The sequence below is a fragment of the uncultured Ruminobacter sp. genome (assembly GCA_902764345.1).
In the GTDB taxonomy this organism is placed as follows: domain Bacteria; phylum Pseudomonadota; class Gammaproteobacteria; order Enterobacterales; family Succinivibrionaceae; genus Ruminobacter.
The window spans coordinates 454-24,028 of sequence record CACWVT010000039.1; the positions used below are offsets into that span (position 1 = coordinate 454).

Below are 23,575 nucleotides of genomic sequence, written 5' to 3' on the forward strand. Positions count from 1 at the left end.
GCTACCAAGGCTGTTGGCACCATTTTAGGTGGGGAAAAAACAGGAAAAATCCAATGGAAGGATGACTTTATAGCCCTTCATCCCGAACTTGAAGATTTCACTGCACAAAGAAAGGAAGATGGTTCCATCGTCTTTTCTCCGATTGATACTGATAAACAGATTACGGTTAAAGATGCACTTTCTGCAAAAAAATATGCAGCCGGAGCAAGCTGGGTATTCGATCAGATGATTGCAGGAACTCCTTTGGCTGAGGCTCTTAACAGGGTTTTCGGTGCACGTAACATCAATAAAAAAATTCTTTCTTTGGCCTACTTTTTAAACATGAATGAGAATAATGCCATGAGCAGGTACGAAGGTTTTGCCGAAAAACACAGACTGCCATGGCAGAAGCAGCTGACACCTTCAGCCATTACCAGAATATTCCAGAACATTACCTCCGATAAAATCGACAGGTTCATTGCCATTCTGAACGAACTGACAATGGAAAGGGATGAAAAGCTTAAATCCTGCAAATATTGGGCATTGGACTCAACTTCCATCTCAACCCACTCCGTTAAACTGGCAAAATCCGCATTCGGACACAACAAAGACGGTGACATGCTTCCTCAGATAAATGTTCTCATGGTGGTTAATCAACTCACCGGTGAACCGGTGTATTACAGGACTTATTCCGGAAACATACCCGATATCTGTACCGTAAAACACCTGCTTCAGGAACAGGCTCGGATTAAACTTGACAACACTGCCGTGCTTGTTGCCGACAAGGGATATTCGAGCATTAAAAACATTAATCGTTTTTTCCAAAACAAAGTTTCTTTTCTCATGAACCTAAAAACTTCATTCACCATGTGCAGAAAACTCTTTAATGATATACAGGCGGATCTGCTTGATCCTGCCTCTTACGATGAGGAAATAGACAGCCATGCCATGACCGTTGAGACGGAATGGAGTTATCCCGTTAACTACAAGACAAACTGCACCGTACGTCTACCTAGAGAAAAGGACAAGGTTTATCTGCATTTCTACTACAATGACGGTATTTTCAATTCGGAAAAGAAAAACATCACCGCCAAGATATCCAAAACAATAAAACTGCTTAAGGAAAACAGGGAACTTCCACCAAATCTTAAGTTAATCAGAGAGATTTTTGTTACTGAAAAACAGGAAGTACGCATCACTGATAATAAGAACAAAGAAACCGTGGTAACTTACGCTACCAACCGCAAGGCTTTAAATAACTACCTGCTTATGAAAGGCATTCGCGTTCTTATAAGTAATGAGGTACGGGATCCGATAGAAGCACATAAAGCCTATTTTGACAGAAATGAAGTGGAATACGCCTTCAACCTCTATAAACAGCGTTTAGGCTGTAACAGATTCAGGGTAAGTTCCAACGAATCTCTTGAGGGAAAAGCTTTTGTTCAGTTCATTGCAACATCAATAGCAATCATGTTCCGCAGGCGCGTTAACAATGCCACCAAAAAAATGCAGAATCTAAAGCTTAAATACGACAGCGATTCTGCGGTTATCGATAAACTGAACACGATCGAAATGACTCAATTCAGCTTCGGTAATTATTATACGGAAATTGTTGGCGGACTTAAGGAACTGTTACACGCAATGAATATCCCAGAGCCAAGTGAAGAATTTACACAACAGGAATGCAGGAGGATTTGAACGCATCTCTGGCGGATGAACTTGAAGAGGAATTCTCTGAGTTGGAAATTTCCGACTACGAAAAACTCTAGAAATTGAAAGATCCCTCTCTCGAGGGACTTTGATAAAACTAATTTTTATACTAGATCGGTTAAAACTCGCAAAATTTGGGTATATAGCATCCCAAATTCTCTGTTTTTCTGATTTACATACGCCGTCAGGCTTCATGTCAAAACAGTCATTCCAAACGATTAATCATCTTTTTCCTTTTCGGCATAAATACTGTCATAACCGTTCAGAATTATCTGCTCCCTGTTTTCCCTCAGATCATGAGGAAGAGTTCTTTTAACGCCGTTATCATCGACTGCCACGTAGGTTATGCCGCACCCCGTAACCTTAACCCTCCGGGTTCTGCTTTCCGTATTGCGCTTTCTCCAGAGCTCAAGCTGAATCTTTATCGACGTGGTGCCGATATGTACCACTCTGCCGTACACACAGACGACGTCACCGACATGAACAGGATTCCTGAATACAATCTCATCCACCGCCACGGTTACAACCTTGCCGCGGGTAAGCTCATATGCCATCATTGCACCGCCGGCATCAAGCTGGGACATCAGCCAGCCGCCAAAGACATCACCGTTCGGATTGGCATTTGCCGGCATGCTCATGGTTCTCAGAATCAGCATTCCTTCCGGTTTGTCATTTTTTTCATTACAAATTTCCATTTCACTCATGCCTGCTCTCTCTACTGTTTCCTAAAAACTAAAACTCACTCCTAAAGATTATACTCCATTATTGGACGGTACAGTAATCTGCATCCTCCGTTTACGGATATGGTCTGCAGGTCTTTATGTTCCCAGCCCCGCATACTGCGTTCTGTAGAGTTCACTGTACCTGCCGCCGGCACTGAGCAGCTCTTCATGACGTCCCCTTTCAACTATGCGTCCCTGTTCCATGACGATGATTTCATCAGCATCCATAATGGTGGAAAGACGATGGGCTATGATAAGGCTTGTTCTGTCCTTCATGAGACTTACCATCGCCTCCTGAATATGCTTTTCGGTTCTGGTATCCACACTCGAGGTAGCCTCATCCAGGATGAGTATTCTTGGATAAGACAGGAAAGCCCTGCAGATTGCAAAAAGCTGTCTCTGCCCTGCTGACAGTCTTGCCCCCGCATCCTCAAGCATTGTGTCCAGTCCATGCGGTAACTGTTCGATGATAACGTCAGTATTACTGAGCCTTGCTGCCCTTTCTATTTCACTTTCATCAGGTTCACTGGTCAGCGCATAGGCCAGATTGTCCTTTACGGAACCGCTGAAAAGTACCGTATCCTGCAGCACGATGCCTATACTGTCTCTCAGGGACTTTAGGGAGATATCCCTGATGTTACGACCGTCTACCGTAATCTCTCCGCTGTCAGCCTCATAAAAACGCAGAAGCAGATTGATGACCGTAGTCTTACCGCTGCCCGTGGCTCCGACAAGAGCTATCTTTCTGCCGGCACCGATTCTTAAACTGAAGTCACTAATCACGGGGCTCCCCGGCACATATGAAAAGTTAACATTCCTGAATTCAATAACACCTTTCACGTCTTCAGGGAGATCTTCCCCCGCAGAATCTTCGGAAGTCTCATCCATAACCCCGAAAATACGTTCGGCTCCGGCAAGAGCCGTCTGAATCTGACTGTATATCTGGGCAAGCTCGTTTACCGGTCTCGACATCTGCTTTGAATAAATGATGAATGCGGAGATTACGCCGACGGTGATACTGCCGTGCATGGCAAGATACCCGCCGCAAACAGCAACGATAAGGAATGTAATATTGTTCAGGGTATTCATGACCGGCCCCATCATGCTACCGATGATTTCAGCAATGATACCGGTCTTTTTCAATCTGTCAGACGTATCCTCAAAAGCCGCCAGAGCTTCAGACTGCAGACCGTATGCCGCCACAGTCCTGTAATTGGTGACGGTTTCTTCCACCCTGCCGTTAAGCTCACCGAGAAGCTCCTGCCTTCTTACAAAATATCTGCGCATGTACTTAGTCATAATCTTTGTAAGAATCAGGGTAAAAACAATGGTAACGCATGAGCATACGGTCAGAGGCACACTGAACCACAGCATCATCGATACCGTGGCGGTCAGGGTAATCACGGCACTGAACAGTGTGCCGAGCGACATGGATATCGTATTGGCAATGTTATCTGCATCATTGGTCATTCTGCTTATGAGATCACCGCGTGAATGAGAATCAACATAACCTACCGGCAGATGCATTATTCTGTCAAAAAGTCCCGTTCTGATGCCGGTTATGATTCTTTTACTGAGCAGAGCCCCGACAAATCCCTGAAGATAGGAAGCCGCACTCAGCACCAGAAACATCAGAAGCATCATCAGCAGATATCCGTAAAGCTTCGAATACTCCCCACTGACAATCACGTCAACGGCCCTGCTCTGAAATGCCGGAGCCGCAACTGAAGCGACAGCCGCAAGAAGAACACACAGAAGCATGGCCGCAAGAAGAATTTTTTCGGAAAGAAGATACTCCATAAATCTCTTAACGGTCGCAGTCTGATTTTGAGCCTTTTCCGGAACGGCCACAAAACCCGCTCCTGGACCTCTGCGAAAATTCACTGCCGGAGCACCGGCTTTTGAAAAAGATTCATTACTCATGGCTGTTCCTCGCTTTTCAGCTGTGAGGTATAGATATCAATGTATGCCGGACAGCTTTTCAGAAGATTCTCATGGGTGTCGCATGCCGTTATCCTGCCGTTTTCCAGAACAGCAATGCGATCAGCGTTTTTCACCGTGGCTATGCGGAGTGCCACAATGATTTTGGTGACTCCCGCATAATCCCTGTCAAGTGCGTTCATGAGCTGCGATTCCGTCTTGAAGTCAAGGGCAATGGTAGAGTCGTCAAGAATCAGAATTTTGGCTTTCTTTACCAGCGCTCGGGCTATGGCGATGCGCTGTCTCTGACCTCCGGACAGTGACTGACCTCCCTGTACAACCGCAGTATCATAACCGTCAGGCTGTCTCATGATAAAGTCATCCGCCTGAGCCGTACGTGCGGCACTTATGATTTCTTCCCTTGATGCATGAGGATTGCCCATGGCTATATTATCCAGCACGGTCCCCCTGAAAAGCTCCGCCTTCTGAAGCACTACGGCCATCTTCGAACGCAGAGCCTCCACCGTATATTCCCTGACGTCATGACCGTCAACCTCAACATATCCGTCGGTAGCGTCGTAGAATCTCGATATCAGATTCACCAGTGAACTCTTACCGCTGCCGGTTGCCCCGATAACCGCCAGGGTTTCTCCGGGATTTACGGTAAGATCAATACCGTCCAAAACATCAGCCTGCTGATCCGGATATCTGAAATGTACATTATGAAATACAATTCTGCCTGACGAATCACCGGCAACAAGATTTCCGTCCTTTATTCCCGGCTCCTCTCTTATAATTTCCCTGATTCGCTTTTCTGACGCCAATCCTCTCGTAACTGACTGAAATATCATGACCAGCATCATCATGCCGTTTAAAATCTGCGAGAGATAGGTTACCGCCGCCATGATGGTTCCCGGAGCCATGTCTCCGGCCTGTACCCTGATGGCGCCGAGGTGAATAACCGCAGCCACGGCAAGATTAAGGACGATGTTCATTACCGGATGCATGGAAGCTATAATGAGCAGAACCTTAAACTGTATGTCCGTCTGACGTCTGTTGGCCTCGGCAAAGGCCTCACTTTCCTTATCCTCCTGAACAAAAGCCTTAACGACACGGAGCCCCTTAACGCTTTCTTGAACTTTGGTATTCATTGTATCAATGCTCTGCTGCAGACGGGTAAACAAAGGACCTGTTTTCCAGAAAACCACAATGACCTCCAGAAGAATCAGAGGCAGAGCCACAAGTATGACCATACCGAAATCAGTGGACAGAGACAGCAGCGCCGCGCTTCCCGCCACGAAAAACATACCGCAGCGGACGCTCCCCCTTATAATCTGGGACCACATGTTCTGCATCTGGGTAATGTCACCGGTTGTTCTGGTGATAAGAGAGCCGACAGAGAATCTGTCATTCTGTGAAAATGAAAAACCGAGAATTTTTCTGAAACAAAGCTTACGGACGTCGTTGCTGTAGTTCTGACTGAAAAGATTGGTAAAAACGCCGCTTAATATACCGCACAGACAGCCGGCAAGCACCATTGCCAGCATCCAGATTCCGGTGCTTATTATTATGTCACTTGAAGGAACTCCACCGCTGCCAAGCCCCAGAATCCCCTCGTCAACGATCTTTGCCATCATTCGCGGCTGATACAGATCAACCAGAACTTCAAAGACCATAAAAAGTGAGGCCAGCAGGCCGAAATACCAATATCTGAGAATATACCTAATCATGATTTTTCCTTTTTCCGGTACGGCCTCGTTCTTAAAAGCCGAGGCCTTCGTCATGACAGGCATACAGTTCCTGAAACTCAGGGAAATTTAATTTCTGCAGTACCTCTCATGCGCCTTCTTTACAGGCCGGACTTCGTCAGTCACCGCATCAGTGCCTGAATCGTCTCCTGTCCGGGAATCCTGTGTATCGCGGATGGTCAGATCCCTCTTTCCCGAAACGACATCATCAAGAATTCTGTCTATGTCAGCCTGACTCTTAGTCTGACAGATTTCCCTGAAAAAGAGATTTACCTCGGGATTACTCAGTCTGACGTAGCTTAAAAACTGCTTGGTTCTTGCCATCTGATACTGTTCGGGAAGGAGATTCTTCATGATGTCCACGAAATGAATCAGTGCCCTTACGGACTCCGTTACGGTAAACGGACGATCTCCGTTTCGGATGACGCCTTCGAGGTTCGGTACGGCAAGAGCATACCTGCCGACCATGAGATTATCACAGTGGGTCACCTCCATGCATCTTGCGGCAGATTCGGCATCCCTCACTTCACCATTGGCTACAAGCGTAATTTCCCCGCGATCGGCCAGAGGTGCTATGTATTCCCACTTAATGGCGTCAGCCCTGTATCCGTCCATACGGGTGCGGGCATGAATGATAATTCTGTCAGCCCCCGCATTCACAATCTCTTCATATATTCTGCCGATATCGTCCGGATTCTCCCAGCCTAAACGTATCTTAACACTTAAAGGTACGTCTGCAGGAAGCAAATCTCTGGTTTTGCGCACGGCCTCTCCAATTACGGCAGGCTTTTTAAGCATGGCAGCCCCGCCTCCGGAACGGTGCACGAATTTGGACGGGCAACCGAAATTAAGATCAACCCCGGGAGCTCCGCATCTTGCGGCCACCAGCGCATTACCTGCCAGAATATCGGGATCCGTCCCAAGAATCTGGACCCAGACCGGAGTGCCGCTACGGGTTCTGCCATCATTTTTCAATTCAGGAACTTCCCTTCTGAATACCTTGTTAGGGAAGATTACATCGGTAACCCTGATAAATTCACTGACACAGTAATCATAGCGGTTGTAATCAGTCAAAGCCTCTCTGAGAGGATAATCAAGAACGCCCTCCATGGGGGCAAGTATTATTTCACCAACAGACATAAGCACCTCAAAAATCAACGCAGATTATATAACAAACAGTCTGTATAACAAACATCCGCTCTGAATTAAATTTTTATGTTTCATGACTATAAATAAGGAAGCCATGCGATGAACCACAACTGCCGCAGTACCGGATCCCAGGCATGCACGGCAATCTCAAACAGTACGTCCATACATCGGTTACACACCATTACTCATAAAACATACAAATGCATAAGGCAATCTGACATACATTATTATTTTCCTTAGTAAATGTGCTTAATTCTTGACATAGTTGCAAAATCATTTAAATTTATAACTAGGTAAACACTTAGGAATAATAAAAATGATAATTGCAACCCACAGCGGTTCATTCCATGCCGATGAAGTAACGGCATGCGTGATATTCAAACTTCTGGATGCCACAACAAAGATCATCAGATCCAGAGATCCGGAAGAACTTGAAAAAGCGGATTACGTTATTGACGTTTCAGGAAAATTTGATTTACAGAAGCACTTCGACCATCATCCTGCGGAATTCAACATGTCCCGCAGCAACGGAATTAAATACGCAACCGCCGGATTAATCTGGGACAAATTCGGCCGTGAGCTTCTCGAACTCATCCGCCGCTGTCTGCCTAATCCGGATGAAATATCAGATACCGTTATCAACAAGGCGTGGAAAACCATTGACCGTAACATTATGCAGTATACGGACCTTACCGATAACGGCCAGCTGGACAGTTACACAAAAGGTCTGTGCAGTCTGTCATCCTCAGATGACAATCAGGTATATTCCAACCTTAACAGATTTTATATGCACATCCCTGTCATCCCGTATCTTGTTGCCATGCAGAATGATCTTAACGGCAATGACGAGGTTCAGTACCGGAACTTTATGGAAACCGTGGAAAGTCTGAAGGTTCTCTATAAGAAACTCTTCATAAACACCCTGACAAATGCCAGAGATGAGGAAAAAGTTCTTAAGAGTTACGACGGTTCCGAAATTCTCCGCCTTGACGAAAAGCTTCCGTGGTTTGAGGCAGTACTTAACAACTGGAGCTGCTTTGAAAAGTGCAAGATTGCCATTTATCCTGATCACAAGAAAAACGGCTATCGCATACAGTCCCTGCCAGGATCACAGTCATCAAGATTCAAAAACCGCTGCGGAGCACCGACTGCATGGCGTGGAAAAGAGCTTGAGGAGCTGAACAGGATAATCGGTATCAAAACCGCAACATTCGTACATAAAACCGGTTTTACCGGCGGTGCCGTTTCAAAGGAAGACATTGAAATAATGGCCAGACTGTGGATTGACGGCTCCGAACCGTAATAAACCACGAGTTAGGAGTATTCAGGTCTGATTCAATGTAAAGTAAAGGAACCGCTGTCACTTTATAATGACAGCGGTTCCCTGTTTCCAGCCATCCCGAAGGCGAAAATCACATTCACTGCAAACAACAAAGCCGAATCAAACGATTCGGCTTTTTCATAGTTACTCAAAACCGGACATTTTATCAGTTACTCATGTCCGGCGTTGCTGCTGACCTTAGCCTTCCTTCTTTTCTTCTGTTTCTGAAGCAGGTTCAGTTGCTTCGACAGAAACAACGTCCTTCATGCGATCAGCACCTGCGGCGATGGCGCCGTCAAATTCAGGTTCAGGATCAGCCTTGGCAACTTCATCAACAGCTGCAGCGATGTCAACAACGGTAACGGTCTTCTGCTGTTCTTCAGCAGCCTGTTCAGGCTGTGCTGCAGGTTCTTCCTGAGTCTGAACCGCTTCTTCTGCAGGTGCAGGAGCCGCTTCGGCTTCAGGCTGCTTTTCAGGAGCTGCTGGAGGTTCGAGAAGAGCCTTGATGGACAGCTTAATACGGTTCTGACGATCAATTTCGAGAACCTTCACGTCAACCATATCACCTTCCTTGAGGTAGTCGCTGACATTTTCAACACGATCATAAGAGATATGAGAAATATGAACGAGACCATCCTTGCCAGGAAGAATATTAACGAATGCACCGAAATCGGTAATCTTTGATACCTTACCGTGGTATACCTTGCCGATTTCAACTTCGGCAACAATGGCTTCGATCTTTTCAACAGCCTGACGAGCCTTGGTACCGTCAGTTGAGGAAATCTTAACCACGCCGTCATCACTGATGTCGATGGTAGTACCGGTTTCTTCAGTAATGGCTCTGATTACGGCGCCGCCCTTACCGATTACATCCTTAATCTTGTTAGGATTAATCTTCATGGTGGTTACGCGAGGAGCAAATTCTGATACTTCCGCACGAGGAGCACTGATAGCCTTGTTCATTACTGAAAGGATGTGCATACGTGCTTCATGAGCCTGCTTTAAGGCAATCTGCATGATTTCCTTTGTGATACCGTTAATCTTGATATCCATCTGCAGAGCGGTAACACCTTCAGTGGTACCTGCTACCTTGAAGTCCATGTCGCCTAAATGGTCTTCATCACCTAAGATATCGGTGAGAACCTGGAATTTATCACCTTCCTTAACAAGGCCCATGGCGATACCTGCAACTGCAGCCTTACAAGGAACACCGGCATCAAAAAGTGCAAGTGATGAACCGCAAACTGAAGCCATGGAGCTTGAACCGTTTGATTCAGTGATTTCAGATACGACACGGATTGTGTATGGGAATTCTTCCTTTGAAGGGAGAACTGCGCTTACGCCTCTCTTGGCCAGACGGCCGTGACCGATTTCACGACGCTTTGGAGAACCGATTCTGCCGATTTCACCTACAGAGTAAGGAGGGAAATTGTAATGAAGCATGAATCTGTCAACTCTTTCACCGCAGAGCTCATCGATAATCTGCGCATCTCTTTCGGAAGCCAGGGTACAGGTTACCATAGCCTGGGTTTCACCGCGGGTGAACAGGGCTGAACCGTGTACGCGTGGAAGCAGACCGGTACCGATGGTTAACGGACGAACCATCTTGGTATTACGGCCGTCGATACGAGGTTCACCGTTGAGTACACGGGTTCTTACGATATTCTTTTCCAGTGAATGGAAATATTCGCATGCGCGAAGTTCATTTAATTCAGTACCGTTTGTTTCGGCTTCAGCCTTAAGAGCCGCAATCACTTCGTTCTTGATTGAGGCAACAGTGTTCTGTCTTTCAAGCTTATCGGTAATGCGGTAAGCGTCTCCCAAACGTGCTGATGCGAGTTCGGCAATCTTGTCCTTGAGAGCAACGTCAACTTCAGGAGCCTTCCAGTCCCAAGGAGTCTTGTTTACTTCAGCAGCAAATTCCTTGATATTGCTGATTACGGTCTGCATCTGTTCATGACCGTACATTACTGCACCGAGCATGGTTTCTTCAGGAAGAATGTCTGCTTCTGATTCAACCATCAGAACGGCAGGTTCAGTACCGGCAACAACGAGATCAAGCTTGCTTTCAGGCATTTCTGAACGTAACGGATTCAGAACATATGAACCGTTGATGTAACCTACTCGTGCTGCGCCGATAGGACCGTTAAACGGAATACCGGATACGGCCAGAGCCGCACTGGTACCGATAATTGAAATAATGTCGGTTGGAATTTCAGGGTTAGCTGAAACCACGGTTACGATCACCTGAACGTCATTGGTAAAACCTTCAGGGAACAATGGACGGATTGGGCGATCGATTAAACGGGCAATAAGGGTTTCACCTTCTGAAGGACGGCCTTCACGCTTGAAATAACCGCCTGGAATTCTGCCTGCCGCATATGCTCTTTCCTGATAATCAACGGTTAACGGGAAGAAGTCACGGTCTTCACCAACGGCGTCCTTAACGCCAACAACGGTTACGAATACTGAAGTATCATCCATGCTTGCCATAACGGCTGCGTCAGCCTGACGCCCCATGGCACCTGTTTCCAGGGTAACGGTATGTTTACCGTACTTAAACTGCTTTACTATAGGTTTCACTCTTTATTACCTTTTAATTAAAAACAAACTCTGATTTGACCCACATAGTATAAACGTTGAAGTAGACTCTATCAACATAAAACCCCCTGTTGGGACGATAACTTTGTGAATTGTCTAAAATTTATGTTGCCTCAGGTAATGCGAACTGACGATGACGGACTCATCCAGAGATACATTCTGTCTGACTGACAGAACCGAAAAAGGAATGAACACGAAGTGTGCATGCGAATGCGGAGTTTTATCCGACGATGGAAATTATTCTGCTTATCAATAAAAAAGCCTGATTACTCAGGCTTTGAATTTATTCATTATGAATGGGAATATCCGGCTTTTAACCTTTTCCCGTCAATGAACTGACCGTACTAGCGACGGAGGTTAAGCTTAGCACGAAGTTCGTTGTAACGTTCTTCGCTCTTACGCTTTAAGTAGTCAAGAAGCTTACGTCTTTCAGCAACCATGCGGAGAAGACCGCGACGACCGTGGAAGTCCTTCTTGTGAACAGCGAAGTGACCCTGGAGGTGGTTGATCTGAGCGGTTAATAAAGCGATCTGAACTTCTGGTGAGCCAGTATCATCTTTTGAACGTGCATATTCAGCAACAATCTGCTTCTTAGCTTCAGTACTTAGTGACATTATGTAATCTCCAATAGATTATTATTAAATTCGCCCAAAGCCGATCACTAACTCAGCCTGGGTACCAAAAGTGTGCGAATTTTGACACATAATCAAAAAATATGCAAGTCTTTTAGCATTCGCCAGCTGCTTATTTTCAACCTAGTAAATTCTGCCCTTGGACATACCCCTGGTATTCTTCAGCCCGCCTATCTCCATACCTATCAGTGAAGTAATGGCATGAGCATGACATATGGCTCCGGCAAGCGCATCTGCGGCATCCGCCATCGGACACCTGTTAAGACGGAGAATGTTAACAACCATGGCCTGAACCTGTTCCTTCTGAGCATTTCCGTACCCCACAACAGACTGCTTAATCTGTCTGGCACTGTACTCGTACACGGGAATACCACATTTCACAGCCGCTACAATTGCGGCGCCTCTGGCCTGCCCCAGCTTAAGCGCACTGGAGGCATTCTTTGAAAGAAAAACCTCTTCTATGGACATGTAGTCGGGATGAAACTGGGTTATTATCTCTGACACTCCGTCAAATATCTGTCCGAGCTTCGGCGGAAGCCTGTCTCCCGAAGTACGGATACAGCCTGAACCCAGATAATTGATTTTCTGCCCTACGCTCTCAACAATACCGTACCCGGTCACCCTGGACCCCGGGTCTATACCTAAAATGATTGCCAATTAATTCACCGTTTCGGTCAGTCAGTTCTCAAATAAAAAACTTCAGAAAAATAATCTGAACACTCTCGCACTTATGGCGATTATACACGTATAGGACGACAGATCCACAATCTCATTACTAAGATGACGTTTGAGGCAACAAACTGAAAGAGACATGAAAAACAAGGTCTTATTGACATTAAAATAATAAGAATACCAAAAACGGCGCAAAAGATATAAATAATGATTACCAGACTTATGAAGAGTAAGGAAAGATTCGAAATGGTGGGTCCTCAGGGACTCGAACCCTGGACCAATTGATTAAGAGTCAACTGCTCTACCAACTGAGCTAAGGACCCATTTCAGAGAAATGGTGGTCGCTACAGGGATCGAACCTGTGACCCCCTCCTTGTAAGGGAGATGCTCTCCCAGCTGAGCTAAGCGACCATAGGGAGAAAAACTTATATATTGTCAGTCTGTACCGGTTTAATGGTGGGTCCTCAGGGACTCGAACCCTGGACCAATTGATTAAGAGTCAACTGCTCTACCAACTGAGCTAAGGACCCGTATACAGCTGTTAATATCATCGAAATGGTGGGTCCTCAGGGACTCGAACCCTGGACCAATTGATTAAGAGTCAACTGCTCTACCAACTGAGCTAAGGACCCATTCGATGGTGGTCGCTACAGGGATCGAACCTGTGACCCCCTCCTTGTAAGGGAGATGCTCTCCCAGCTGAGCTAAGCGACCATATAAGTCGTATCGGTACTTTCTACATCATGGTGGTCGCTACAGGGATCGAACCTGTGACCCCCTCCTTGTAAGGGAGGTGCTCTCCCAGCTGAGCTAAGCGACCATGATATATAGGCACTTCATACTGGTGGTCGCTACAGGGATCGAACCTGTGACCCCCTCCTTGTAAGGGAGATGCTCTCCCAGCTGAGCTAAGCGACCACTGGGTAAGTAAGAATGGTGGGTCCTCAGGGACTCGAACCCTGGACCAATTGATTAAGAGTCAACTGCTCTACCAACTGAGCTAAGGACCCAATCTTACCTTTTTCGAGAGTGGTGGGTCGTGACGGATTCGAACCGTCGACCAACGGATTAAAAGTCCGCTGCTCTACCGACTGAGCTAACGACCCGTCGATTAAAGTCTTAAAGCTTTGATTTTAAGCTCTCAGACTCACCTCGTCTCGATGGGTGCTATGATACAGTATTTAAAAAACTATGCAAGTATTTCTTTTATTTTTTTCCTATTTTTTTGTAAATTTAATGCTATTTGACGATATTTTGTTCTTTTTGATTACTATTGAAACAAATCAGTCAAATCAAAGCCTTCAGACATGTTTTTCATAATCCGGAGCATTATCCGCATCTCAGCCGTAATATTCCTTTTCAGACCTTAATAATTACCGTTCCACTCTGAAAAATCTATCTGCCGCGCCCCGCTATTCAAAATACCGAAATGAAAAATCACACCGTTTGGATAAAAAAAAGGGAAGATTCCTGAATCTTCCCCAAACACACACATTATTGTTTTTTTACCTGATTGACTCCAGAGCTCTCTGCGCCATTACCGCTTCAGTGGTATTCGGATAACTCTTAATTACCAGCTGGTAAAACTTTCTGGCCTTGGCATCATCACGGGTAGCCTGCGATACCTGCCCAAGTTTAAATATGGAATCGGCACGCTTCTGGGAATCAGAATACTGCGTCACTTTCAGAAAATTCTGTTTTGCCTCATCATACTTCTGCTGCTTATAAGCCATCTGTCCAAGCCAGTAATAGCAGTTAGGCAGAAGTTTTGAATTAGGGTAGCTGTCAATAAATCCGGCAAATGCGGTCTTTGCTCCGGAAAAGTCATTGCTGCTTACCTTGGCAAAAGCCAGATCATAGGCCTTCTGTTCATCACTGCCGGTCGGAGCAACTGATGAAACCTGCTTCTTATCGGCAGCAGAAGATGTCGGAGCAACTTTGTCCGTCCCGGCACTTCCGGCCTGAGAGGCATCAGAAGAAACCTGACCGACATCGGCAGAAATACCTGACTTTGAGGACATGTCCGATACCTGCTTTTGCAGGGAATTAAACCTTATTTCAAACTGATTAAGATGATATTTTAAATCATCTATTTCACCCTGAAGATTACGTATGACCTGCTCATTACTGTCTATTCTGTTCTGCATGTCAAGAATAGCCGCATCACGGCTTCTCAACTGCTGCTGAAGCATTTCATAACTGTCAGCATACACTGAACCTGATGACAGTACTGCGGTCAGCAGGAATAATTTCTTTAACATCTGTTCACCCGTTACAACAGCCTGACGGCAAACCTAAAACAAATTCTCTGATTAATATGAAATCACGGCTCTGCGGTTCTTTGACCAGGCACTTTCACCATGACCGAAATTCTGAGGCTTTTCCTCACCGTAACTTACGATGGAAATCTGATCAGGTGTAACACCGAGGTTGAGAAGATAACGTGCAACTGAACGGGCACGACGCTCACCGAGGGCAATATTATATTCCGGAGTACCGCGCTCGTCGGTATGACCTTCAATGATAATCTTTACTTCCGGAGCACTCATTAAGAAGTCTGCATGAGCCTGAAGAAGAGATACGTAACGTTCAGGAATATCATCTCTGTCATAGCCGAAATATATTGTTCCGTCCTGCTTGAGTGCCTGAAGCTTTGCTCTCTGTACGTCTGTAAGATGCAGACCGTCATTGTAGGAGTCGTAGTTCTCACCTACTATTACGGCACCGTCTTCAAGAATACCGTCGTTACCGGTACCTGAACCGCCGTTTAACGGATCTTCAACCAGTGAACCGGCATCATCTGTAGTGGCACAACCGTTAAGCGCGGCGGCAAACACACCAAGAACTAAATATTGAGCTAATTTTTTAAACATTTTTCACCTTCACATAAAATTACAAAAAAACTGACACATACTTATTTTTTCTGATACGGAGACCAGGCAGGCTGAGACATCTCCCCACGGCCTCGGTCCATGGACCATCTGCTTCTTCCGTCTGAAGAAACAATTACAAGCCCCTTTCTTCCGCCTGAAACAGTACTGTACATAATCATGTTACTGTTCGGAGCAACTGTAGGAGACTCGTCAAGACCGGTTCTGCTGAGAGCATAGAAAGCTCCGCTGTTATCCTGCTTGCTGACTGTAAAACCGGAATTCTGGTTAACAACTACCAAACCGGATCCGTCCGGCATTGCAACCGGAGAAAGATTTTTGGCAGGCTGATGAGTAACCTTCTGCACCCCGCCGTTCAGCATGCTGAACTTATATACCTGAGCCTTGCCTGCTCTTTCAGACACAAAATAAAGAGCATCTCCGGAAGGACTCCACGAAGGTTCGGTATCTATTGCCGCATTATTCGTTACTCTTGAAAGCTTTCTGGTATTTACGTCAACAACGTAAATTTCAGGGTTACCGTCCTTTGACAGAACCATGGCAAGCTTTCTTCCGTCAGGAGACCACTTCGGATTACTGTTAAGTCCGGCAAATGAAGTAATCTTGGTTCTGGCCTTGGTGGCAATATCAATTACATAAATTTCGGATTTTCTGTTTTCAAAGGAAACATATGCAAGCTTCTTACCGTCAGGAGACCAGTTTGGACTCATAAGCGGCTGGGTTGAAACAACGAGACGGTTTTCATTTGCCCCGTCATAGTCGGAAATGCACAGTTCATACGGATACTTAGAACCGAACACTGTTCTGATGTAGGCGATTTTGGTTGAAAAAGCGCCTTTTATTTCCGTCAGTTTTTCAAAAATGGTATCACTGATTCTGTGAGCGTATGTACGCATCTGAGAAGCAGGAACTTCAGCATGATTTCCGAAAAGATGCTTTGCATTGGTACCGTTCAGGGCAACTACGTGATAGGTTACGCTAAAGCCTCTGGTTCCGGTGGTAATGTCACCAATGACAACAACTTCGGTTCCCAGTTCAAAATCAGATGTTCTCACATCCTGAGGTCTGTGTGGATTTGATCTCAGGTTTGTATTGGAAGTAGGTGCAAATATACCGGTTCTTGATAAATCGTCATTTACCACCTTGGCCATATTAACGCTGACCATATTCTGACCGCCGAACGGAACAACGGTAATTTTTCTTCCGGAATCAATACCGCCCGTAAGTTCAAGATTCAATTCAGCGTGAGCATTAATTCCCATGCAGAGGCATGCTGCTCCGATTACTTTACCCAAAAATTTCATTGTAAGTCCTTTGTCACCCGACTTTTATCATTTAACACAGCTCAGCACAGGCACTGTATCTGTCCATCCGGGGTATCGCCCGTGCCGGCAATTAGTTTACTATACCTAATTATGAGGGATCTGGCAAAAAATTAAACTCTCGGTATAAGCTTAATATTTATGTCATGACACTCAGCAGAAGGAGGCTTCGGCAGATTACCGATAATGGTTACGGCTCTGAGCGCAGCTTCACAAACCCTCTTGTCTCCGCTACAGCTCTGAGACGTAATCTGTCCCTGATCATTAATCTTCAGTGACAGAATACCGGTCTTACCGTTCATCGATCTGTCAACATTCCAGTATCTCTTAATGGTATCACTGACTGCCAGACCGTACTGCTGTTCCCTTGAAGTTCCTGCAGAACCTCCGGCCGTTACGTCGTCATTACCGCCGTCACCAAGCTCCTTAAACAGCTCATCCTCTGCCTGCTGAGCCTGTTTGCGCATTCTTTCTTCGTCAGCCTTACGTTTAGCCTCGGCTTCAGCTTTCTTTCTGGCTTCTTCCTCAGCCTTCTTTTTTGCTTCTTCAGCCTTTTTCTTTTCCTCAGCCTCTTTCTTCTTCTTTTCCTCTTCGGCCTTCTTCTTGGCTTCGGCTTCTTTCTTCTTCTTTTCCTCTTCAGCCTTCTTCTTGGCTTCGGCCTCTTTCTTCTTCTTTTCCTCTTCAGCCTTCTTCTTGGCTTCGGCCTCTTTCTTCTTCTTTTCCTCTTCGGCCTTCTTCTTGGCTTCGGCCTCTTTCTTCTTCTTTTCCTCTTCAGCCTTCTTCTTAGCCTCTTCCTCTTTTTTCTTCTTTTCAAGAGCCAGCTTCTTTTCTGCCTCTATACGCTTCTGTTCTTCGACCTTCTTTTGTTCTTCAGCCTTTTTCTGCTCTTCAGCCTTCTTTTGTTCTTCAGCCTTCTTCTGTTCTTCAGCCTTCTTCTGTTCTTCAGCCTTCTTCTGTTCTTCAGCCTTCTTCTGTTCTTCAGCCTTCTTCTGTTCTTCAGCCTTTCTCTGTTCTTCGGCCTTTCTCTGTTCTTCGGCCTTCTTTATATCAGCAATTCTCTTTTGTTCAGCCGCCTTTCTGCTTTCCTCTTCCTGCTGGCGTCTGGCAGCTTCCTGTTTTCTGGCTTCCTCTGCAGCTGACGCCTGTCGGCCTCTCTTTCTCTTTGGCAACTGACTCGGATCTATGACGGTGGCATGCATTAAAGTAGCCGTCGGCTTTTTGTTTTTATCCTCACATGAAAGGCTGAATCCCGCAAAAAGCACAATAAACAGTGCCACATGCAGTAACACTGAAATTGCAGCTGCCGAAGTAAAATTTACTTTCACGTTCATAACCTTAAATTAATTACTGATAGGCTGAGTAACCAGACCGACACTTTCAACACCGGCTTTCTTAAGTGCATTCATAAGCTGAACCACACTGTCATATGAAGCACGGGCATCGCCCTGTACCACAACAGGACTTCCCGGTCTGGTCATAAGATGATCAGAGACGATGGCGGTAAGCTCATTAAGCTCACGCACCTCAATGTGTGAATCACCGAGATCCACGAAGTAACGCCCGTTAGCGTCTGCCGTACAAACAATAGGAGTTTTCAGTTCCTCGCTCATCTGTTCTGATTCAGCCTGAGGTAAATCAACCGTTACCCCCTGCATTACAACCGGAGCCGTAGCGATGAATATGACAAGAAGCACCATCATTACGTCTATGTACGGCACCACATTAATCTCCGCCACCGGTCTGTTTTTGGCTCTGCTTCTTCTCACAACCGATACCCCTTACTGCTGATTATTGGCATTTGATGCGGTATTTCTGTTCAGGATGGTTGAAAACTCATCGATGAAGTTCAGATACTGATTTTCAAGTTTTTCAACCTTGGTAGCATACCTGTTGTAAAACAGTACTGCAGGAATGGCGGCAAAAAGACCCATTGCCGTAGCAATCAAGGCTTCTGCAATAGGAGGTGCCACCATGGCAAGAGTGGCATTCTTTACTGCGGAAAGAGCAATAAATGCACTCATGATACCCCACACGGTACCAAACAGACCGATGTACGGACTGATTGATCCGATGGTTGCAAGGGTAGGCAGATGATTCTCAAGTGCCTCAATCTCTCTCGAACATGATACCTTCATGGCTCTGTAGGTACCGTCCATCAGTGTGTCCTTGTTCTTTACGCCCTGTCTGTGCATGCGGGCAAATTCGGTAAAGCCTGCGGTAAAAATCTTTTCCATTGCTGACAGAGAGGCTCTGCTCTTGCAGTTCTGATAAAGCTGGTTCAGATCAATGTTTCCCCAGAACTCATTTTCAAACTGGGCAGCCATTCTGCTGCAGTACTTGAGATATCTGCCGCGCTGAATAATCACCGTCCAGCTTACCACACTCAGAATGAGGAGAAACAGCATAACCCCCTGCACCAGAGGACTGGCGTCAAGAATAAGCTGGGTAATTGACAAATCACCTGTTGGAGCAGGTGGAACCGGAGTTTCCGTAACTACTTGTTCAATCGCATTCACTTAAAAAAACCTCTTTAATTTCTGGAGGAATACCTGTAGGACGCTTTCTATTAAGATCCACACTGGCAATCTTGGTGGTTGCCCTGACATAAACGTTGCCGTCACTGTCAGTAATATCCTGATGAAATATCGCTGACGATGCTCTGACGTCACTTATGCTGCAGCTCACAAGAAGCTGATCATCCAGTCTTGCCGAACGTTTAAAATCAACCTGCATGCTTACAACCACAAAGCCGAAACCTTTTTCCAACAACCCGTGTTGTTCAACTCCGTGAGCTCTGAGCCACTCGGTACGGGCTCTTTCCAGAAACTTCACGTAGTTGGCATTATACACCACTCCGCCGGCATCTGTATCCTCATAATAGACTCTGACACTAAAAAAGAAATTCTTATTCATTATCGGGCATCTCCAGTCCAAAATAATCGTAGCTCTCCTTGGTTGCCGTTCTGCCTCTCGGAGTTCTCTGTATGTATCCCTCCTGCATCATGTAAGGCTCCAGCACGTCCTCAATGGTATCACGATCCTCCCCGAGAATTGCGGCGAGAGTGTCAACACCCACCGGTCCTCCTCCGAATCTTTCGATAATCGTTCTCAGATAACGTCTGTCCAGATCATCAAAACCGCTGTCATCAATCTTAAGCATTTCCAGTGAGTATGCAGCGACATCACGGTTGATCACACCGTTATTTTTGACATCGGCATAATCACGCACGCGACGCAGCAGACGATTGGCAATTCGCGGAGTACCGCGACTGCGGCAGGCAATTTCCCTGGCGCCCTCGGTTTCCAGTGTCAGTCCGAGAACGGCTGCGGATCTTTCCACAATCGAGGTCAAATCCTTAACATTGTAATACTGCAGACGATGGACAATACCGAACCTGTCGTGAAGAGGAGAGGTAAGAGAGCCTGCCTTGGTAGTGGCCCCTATAAGGGTGAACGGAGCTATATCCAGCTTGATTGATGCCGCAGAAGGTCCCTCACCGATAATGATGTCAGCCTGATAATCCTCCATTACGGGATAAAGAAACTCTTCAATAATTGGATTAAGACGATGGATTTCGTCTATAAAAAGCACATCGTTAGGCTCAAGCTTGGTAAGAAGTGCTGCCAAATCTGCCTTTTTTTCAAGCACGGGACCTGAGGTCTCTATAATGTTAACCCCCATTTCATTGGCAATAATTTTGGCTATTGTGGTTTTACCAAGTCCCGGTGGTCCGAAAATCAGAACATGATCCAGCGGTTCACGACGCTTTTTGGCCGCCGCAATGGATATCTCAAGCTGTGCACGCATGTCCTGCTGTCCGACGTAATCCTTGAGCAGCTTCGGGCGCAGCGCCCTATCCACGCTTTCCTCTTCCTTTCCGTGAGAAGAGGAACTTAAAACTCTGTCCGGTTCAATACTCATTGAATGAAAAATCTCCATGAATCACACACGAGCCCTGCCCTTTTCCCTAACGGCGGCAGAACTAATGTCTTCTATATATTCTTAAGTGCCACTCTGATGACATCCTGTACGCTCATGCCGTCACGATATAGTCTGTGCACGGATGTTGCCGCCTGAGCAGGCTTGTATCCTAAGGCAACCAGAGCCTGAACGGCCTGACTTTCAACATCCGAATCATCAATTACAAGTCCGGTATCCTCAGCTGTTCCCGATCTTTCATCGGCCGCATCAGCAACACCGGCAGACTCGCTGAGCTTCCAGCCGCTGACCCTGTCCTTGATTTCTATAATAAGACGTTCTGCAGTCTTCTTGCCTATTCCCGGCACCTTGACAATGGCATTGACGCTGTCATTCTGAACGGCATTCACAAACTGGCCGGGATTGAATGATGAAAGTATGGCCAGCGCAGTCTTAGGTCCGATTCCGCTTACCTTTATAAGCTCTCTGAAAAGAACCTTTGCCTCTCTGCTGGTAAAACCGAAAAGAAGCTGGGCATCCTCCCTCACCACAAAACAGGTATAAACAAAGACCTCTCCGCCAATTTCAGGCAGATTATAAAAGCTGCTCATCGGCATGGACAGTTCGTAGCCGACACCGTTAACTTCAATCAATACATCTGGGGCATTCTTTTCTATCAGCTTTCCGCGTAAAGAACCAATCATGTCTGAAACTCCTCGGAGGATCCCTAAATCGGGATCCGACTCTGTATGAATTCCTTATCGTGCACGATGACTACAGGGCATATGCGCTCATGCGACATGCATCGTGCAGAATTCTGCTAATTTTTGCCTTTTTAGGTGTTGGTGTCAAGTTTGATGCCGTAAAGCCGTGAACCGCACCTGCCGCTCATGATAATATATCTCCGTTTCAGAGTACAGATATTTATTAAACCGATTAAATTATTTTTTATATTATCACATTCTTCAAACCTTCCCGGCATTTACCGTAAAAGACTTTCACAGGTGCCGGTATTATAAGTTAGCGGAGTTCGCATAACGATCCGTCAGGAAAAGGCATTCCGTTAAAAAGAAAAAACTCAAAATAATCCCATTCCCTTCCTTTGCATAAAAAGTATTAGACAAAAACGTTTTATAGTGATAAATTTGCATCATCCTTGAACAGGATTTTTTTAGTTTCAATAAAACAGCAGATTTTTACTGAATTTTCCCAAACAATCTCTTTTATAAGCTTTCTTTATTAAGACATCTCTTTGGCCGTCATGTAATATGTCTGTTTTTTTTATTGTTACAGTCCCTTTCAGGATTAACTGCATGCATGGTTCTTCGGCGGAGACGGCACGTTATCCGTGTCTTTATTCCGTGAACCGGACATGCAAGAACAGGATTGTCGTTTTTACTTCAGTTTTAACGTTGGTCAAATATATAACTGTAAAGACACATTTTAATAACTTCTACTAGTCAAAATTCTATGAATTTATCCGATCTAAAAAAAATACAGACCGCTGATTTAATCAGCATGGGTGAAGAGATGGGGTTGGAAAACCTCGGTCGCCAGTCAAGAAAAGATATTATCTACAACATTCTGAGAGCCAAAGCCAAAAGCGGTGAAGACATTTTCGGCGAAGGTGTTCTTCAGATTATAGAAGGCGAAAAAGGCGGCTACGGCTTCCTGAGAGATGCCGACTGTTCTTATCAGCCAAGTCCGATAGACATATACGTATCCCAGAGCCAGATCAGAAAGTCAAATCTGCGTAACGGCGATACCGTATTCGGCAAAATCAAGCCTCCTAAGGCCGATAACGAAAAATACTTCGCACTCCTCCGTGCCGATACCATCAACCACGAGGATCCTGCAGTAAACAAGCATAAGATTCTCTTTGAAAACCTCACACCTATTCACCCTAACGAAAGACTCAGACTGGAAAGAGGCAACGGTTCAACTGAAGACATCACGGCCAGAATCATAGACCTTCTGTCACCTATTGGTAAAGGTCAGCGCGGACTTATCGTGGCTCCTCCAAAGGCCGGTAAGACCATGATTCTCCAAAACATAGCCCAGAGCATTCACGCAAACAATCCTGAATGCGACCTCATAGTTCTGCTTATTGACGAACGTCCTGAAGAAGTTACCGAAATGCAGCGCATGGTTCAGGGCGAAGTATTCGCATCAACCTTCGACGAAGATCCTAAGAGACACGTTCAGGTTGCCGAAATGGTTATTGAAAAGGCAAAACGACTGGTTGAACATAAGCATGACGTTGTCATTCTGCTTGACTCCATTACCCGTCTTGCCAGAGCGTACAACATCACCAAGGAATCTTCCGGCCGAGTACTTACCGGCGGTGTTGACGCAGGTGCCTTACAGGGACCTAAGGCTCTGTTCGGTGCAGCCCGTAACATTGAGGAAGGCGGTTCACTTACCATTATAGGTACCGCACTGATTGAAACCGGCTCTAAGATGGATGATGTTATCTACGAAGAATTCAAGGGTACAGGTAACATGGAACTTCATCTTGTCCGCAAGCTTGCGGAAAAACGTATTTTCCCAGCCATCAGTGTCAATCGTTCAAGTACCCGTCATGACGAACTTCTCACAACCTCTGACGAACTGGCAAAGATGTGGATTATCCGCAAGTTCATCAATGCCATGAATTCATCAGACGAGGATGAATCAAAGGGTACCGAATTCCTGATTCAGCATCTCTCAATGACCAAGACCAATGAAGAGTTCTTTGAATCAATGAAGAAGTAATGTACTGCGGTTTTTAACCGGACGTAAATGAAAAATCAAACCGGAGTCGCGCACATATTGTAATGGCGGGCTCCGGTTTTTATCCTAAACTCCGCACGCCCTAGTTTATAACCAGGGCGAATCTCATCATAAAACCATTAAATATCACATTTATTCCCATGTTTTTAAAAAATTCTCTTTATTTTTTCTCGTTATGGGTATAACATAGTCCATAATATATCTAATGGACTATTTA

Annotated in this window: 19 protein-coding genes and 9 tRNA genes; 3 read left to right on the plus strand and 25 right to left on the minus strand. The window is 45.7% G+C overall.

What is annotated here, in order from left to right; genetic code table 11:
* Positions 1–1,677, plus strand: a 1,677-nt coding sequence (locus tag QZU58_RS07445) for a transposase (protein ID WP_294495896.1), incomplete at its 5' end; no start/stop codon positions are given.
* 230 nt (positions 1,678–1,907) lie between these two features.
* Here the strand turns inward: QZU58_RS07445 and QZU58_RS07450 are convergent.
* The 4 genes from QZU58_RS07450 to QZU58_RS07465 all read right to left on the minus strand — a co-directional run bounded on the left by QZU58_RS07450 (position 1,908) and on the right by QZU58_RS07465 (position 7,219).
* Positions 1,908–2,393 (minus strand): acyl-CoA thioesterase, encoded by a 486-nt coding sequence (locus QZU58_RS07450; RefSeq protein WP_363174829.1) that lies wholly within the window; start codon positions 2,391–2,393, stop codon positions 1,908–1,910.
* Between the two features lie 114 nt (positions 2,394–2,507).
* Positions 2,508–4,334, minus strand: coding sequence for an ABC transporter ATP-binding protein (locus QZU58_RS07455; RefSeq protein WP_294495897.1), 1,827 nt, complete (start codon positions 4,332–4,334; stop codon positions 2,508–2,510).
* Positions 4,331–6,124: an ABC transporter ATP-binding protein gene (locus QZU58_RS07460; RefSeq protein ID WP_294495898.1), complete on the minus strand. Its 1,794-nt coding sequence runs from the start codon at positions 6,122–6,124 to the stop codon at positions 4,331–4,333. The genes QZU58_RS07455 and QZU58_RS07460 overlap by 4 nt, the downstream gene beginning before the upstream one ends.
* Before the next feature lie 24 nt (positions 6,125–6,148).
* Positions 6,149–7,219 carry a tRNA-dihydrouridine synthase gene (locus tag QZU58_RS07465; protein ID WP_294462830.1) on the minus strand — a complete coding sequence of 357 codons (1,071 nt, stop codon included), beginning with the start codon at positions 7,217–7,219 and terminating at the stop codon, positions 6,149–6,151.
* Positions 7,220–7,544: 325 nt separating this feature from the next.
* Here QZU58_RS07465 and QZU58_RS07470 point away from each other — a divergent pair, with 325 nt between their 5' ends.
* Positions 7,545–8,531 (plus strand): MYG1 family protein, encoded by a 987-nt coding sequence (locus QZU58_RS07470; protein ID WP_294462829.1) that lies wholly within the window; start codon positions 7,545–7,547, stop codon positions 8,529–8,531.
* 216 nt (positions 8,532–8,747) lie between these two features.
* Here QZU58_RS07470 and pnp read toward each other — a convergent pair whose 3' ends face one another.
* The 21 genes from pnp to ruvA form a co-directional block, all read right to left on the minus strand.
* A complete protein-coding gene (gene pnp, locus QZU58_RS07475; RefSeq protein ID WP_294495899.1) occupies positions 8,748–11,132 on the minus strand; it encodes a polyribonucleotide nucleotidyltransferase in 2,385 nt (794 codons plus the stop codon).
* Positions 11,133–11,494: 362 nt separating this feature from the next.
* Positions 11,495–11,764, minus strand: a complete 270-nt coding sequence (gene rpsO / locus QZU58_RS07480) for a 30S ribosomal protein S15 (RefSeq protein WP_294495900.1) — start codon at positions 11,762–11,764, stop codon at positions 11,495–11,497.
* Between the two features lie 141 nt (positions 11,765–11,905).
* Complete coding sequence (gene ruvC / locus QZU58_RS07485) at positions 11,906–12,439, minus strand: crossover junction endodeoxyribonuclease RuvC (RefSeq protein ID WP_294495901.1); 534 nt, start codon at positions 12,437–12,439, stop codon at positions 11,906–11,908.
* Between the two features lie 262 nt (positions 12,440–12,701).
* Positions 12,702–12,777, minus strand: a tRNA-Lys gene (locus tag QZU58_RS07490).
* 12 nt (positions 12,778–12,789) lie between these two features.
* Positions 12,790–12,865, minus strand: a tRNA-Val gene (locus tag QZU58_RS07495).
* Between the two features lie 43 nt (positions 12,866–12,908).
* Positions 12,909–12,984, minus strand: a tRNA-Lys gene (locus QZU58_RS07500).
* Between the two features lie 26 nt (positions 12,985–13,010).
* A tRNA-Lys gene (locus QZU58_RS07505) sits at positions 13,011–13,086 on the minus strand.
* 6 nt (positions 13,087–13,092) lie between these two features.
* A tRNA-Val gene (locus tag QZU58_RS07510) sits at positions 13,093–13,168 on the minus strand.
* 30 nt (positions 13,169–13,198) lie between these two features.
* A tRNA-Val gene (locus QZU58_RS07515) sits at positions 13,199–13,274 on the minus strand.
* 22 nt (positions 13,275–13,296) lie between these two features.
* Positions 13,297–13,372 (minus strand) — tRNA-Val (locus QZU58_RS07520).
* A gap of 16 nt (positions 13,373–13,388) precedes the next feature.
* A tRNA-Lys gene (locus QZU58_RS07525) sits at positions 13,389–13,464 on the minus strand.
* Between the two features lie 20 nt (positions 13,465–13,484).
* A tRNA-Lys gene (locus QZU58_RS07530) sits at positions 13,485–13,560 on the minus strand.
* Positions 13,561–13,959: 399 nt separating this feature from the next.
* Positions 13,960–14,715: a tol-pal system protein YbgF gene (ybgF, locus tag QZU58_RS07535; RefSeq protein ID WP_294462791.1), complete on the minus strand. Its 756-nt coding sequence runs from the start codon at positions 14,713–14,715 to the stop codon at positions 13,960–13,962.
* A gap of 51 nt (positions 14,716–14,766) precedes the next feature.
* Positions 14,767–15,327, minus strand: coding sequence for a peptidoglycan-associated lipoprotein Pal (gene pal, locus QZU58_RS07540; RefSeq protein WP_294462789.1), 561 nt, complete (start codon positions 15,325–15,327; stop codon positions 14,767–14,769).
* 41 nt (positions 15,328–15,368) lie between these two features.
* Positions 15,369–16,649, minus strand: a complete 1,281-nt coding sequence (tolB, locus tag QZU58_RS07545) for a Tol-Pal system beta propeller repeat protein TolB (RefSeq protein ID WP_294462787.1) — start codon at positions 16,647–16,649, stop codon at positions 15,369–15,371.
* A gap of 131 nt (positions 16,650–16,780) precedes the next feature.
* The gene (tolA, locus tag QZU58_RS07550; RefSeq protein ID WP_294495902.1) at positions 16,781–17,992 is read right to left on the minus strand and encodes a cell envelope integrity protein TolA; all 1,212 of its coding nucleotides are present in this window, start codon (positions 17,990–17,992) and stop codon (positions 16,781–16,783) included.
* Positions 17,993–18,007: 15 nt separating this feature from the next.
* Positions 18,008–18,433, minus strand: coding sequence for a protein TolR (gene tolR / locus QZU58_RS07555; RefSeq protein WP_294462783.1), 426 nt, complete (start codon positions 18,431–18,433; stop codon positions 18,008–18,010).
* A gap of 12 nt (positions 18,434–18,445) precedes the next feature.
* Positions 18,446–19,123, minus strand: coding sequence for a protein TolQ (gene tolQ / locus QZU58_RS07560; protein ID WP_294462794.1), 678 nt, complete (start codon positions 19,121–19,123; stop codon positions 18,446–18,448).
* A gap of 46 nt (positions 19,124–19,169) precedes the next feature.
* Positions 19,170–19,580 carry a tol-pal system-associated acyl-CoA thioesterase gene (gene ybgC / locus QZU58_RS07565; protein ID WP_294462780.1) on the minus strand — a complete coding sequence of 137 codons (411 nt, stop codon included), beginning with the start codon at positions 19,578–19,580 and terminating at the stop codon, positions 19,170–19,172.
* Positions 19,573–20,589, minus strand: coding sequence for a Holliday junction branch migration DNA helicase RuvB (gene ruvB, locus QZU58_RS07570; protein ID WP_294495903.1), 1,017 nt, complete (start codon positions 20,587–20,589; stop codon positions 19,573–19,575). Before ruvB ends, ybgC begins: the two co-directional genes overlap by 8 nt.
* Positions 20,590–20,660: 71 nt before the next feature.
* On the minus strand, positions 20,661–21,290 hold the full coding sequence (gene ruvA / locus QZU58_RS07575) for a Holliday junction branch migration protein RuvA (protein ID WP_294460813.1): 630 nt from the start codon (positions 21,288–21,290) through the stop codon (positions 20,661–20,663).
* A gap of 766 nt (positions 21,291–22,056) precedes the next feature.
* Between ruvA and rho the strand changes: the two genes are divergently transcribed.
* Entirely contained in the window at positions 22,057–23,340 is a 1,284-nt protein-coding gene (rho, locus tag QZU58_RS07580; protein WP_294460815.1) for a transcription termination factor Rho, read from the plus strand.
* Positions 23,341–23,575 lie beyond the last annotated feature (235 nt).

Excerpts from the sequence above, each read along its gene's own strand:
- ruvB (WP_294495903.1), bottom strand. The coding sequence starts at position 20,589 with ATGAGTATTGAACCGGACAGAGTTTTAAGTTCCTCTTCTCACGGAAAG.
- QZU58_RS07455 (WP_294495897.1), bottom strand. The coding sequence starts at position 4,334 with ATGAGTAATGAATCTTTTTCAAAAGCCGGTGCTCCGGCAGTGAATTTT.
- QZU58_RS07460 (WP_294495898.1), bottom strand. The coding sequence starts at position 6,124 with ATGCCTGTCATGACGAAGGCCTCGGCTTTTAAGAACGAGGCCGTACCG.
- ruvA (WP_294460813.1), bottom strand. The coding sequence starts at position 21,290 with ATGATTGGTTCTTTACGCGGAAAGCTGATAGAAAAGAATGCCCCAGAT.
- QZU58_RS07470 (WP_294462829.1), top strand. The coding sequence starts at position 7,545 with ATGATAATTGCAACCCACAGCGGTTCATTCCATGCCGATGAAGTAACG.
- QZU58_RS07465 (WP_294462830.1), bottom strand. The coding sequence starts at position 7,219 with ATGTCTGTTGGTGAAATAATACTTGCCCCCATGGAGGGCGTTCTTGAT.
- tolB (WP_294462787.1), bottom strand. The coding sequence starts at position 16,649 with ATGAAATTTTTGGGTAAAGTAATCGGAGCAGCATGCCTCTGCATGGGA.
- pal (WP_294462789.1), bottom strand. The coding sequence starts at position 15,327 with ATGTTTAAAAAATTAGCTCAATATTTAGTTCTTGGTGTGTTTGCCGCC.
- ybgF (WP_294462791.1), bottom strand. The coding sequence starts at position 14,715 with ATGTTAAAGAAATTATTCCTGCTGACCGCAGTACTGTCATCAGGTTCA.
- ybgC (WP_294462780.1), bottom strand. The coding sequence starts at position 19,580 with ATGAATAAGAATTTCTTTTTTAGTGTCAGAGTCTATTATGAGGATACA.
- rho (WP_294460815.1), top strand. The coding sequence starts at position 22,057 with ATGAATTTATCCGATCTAAAAAAAATACAGACCGCTGATTTAATCAGC.
- QZU58_RS07450 (WP_363174829.1), bottom strand. The coding sequence starts at position 2,393 with ATGAGTGAAATGGAAATTTGTAATGAAAAAAATGACAAACCGGAAGGA.
- rpsO (WP_294495900.1), bottom strand. The coding sequence starts at position 11,764 with ATGTCACTAAGTACTGAAGCTAAGAAGCAGATTGTTGCTGAATATGCA.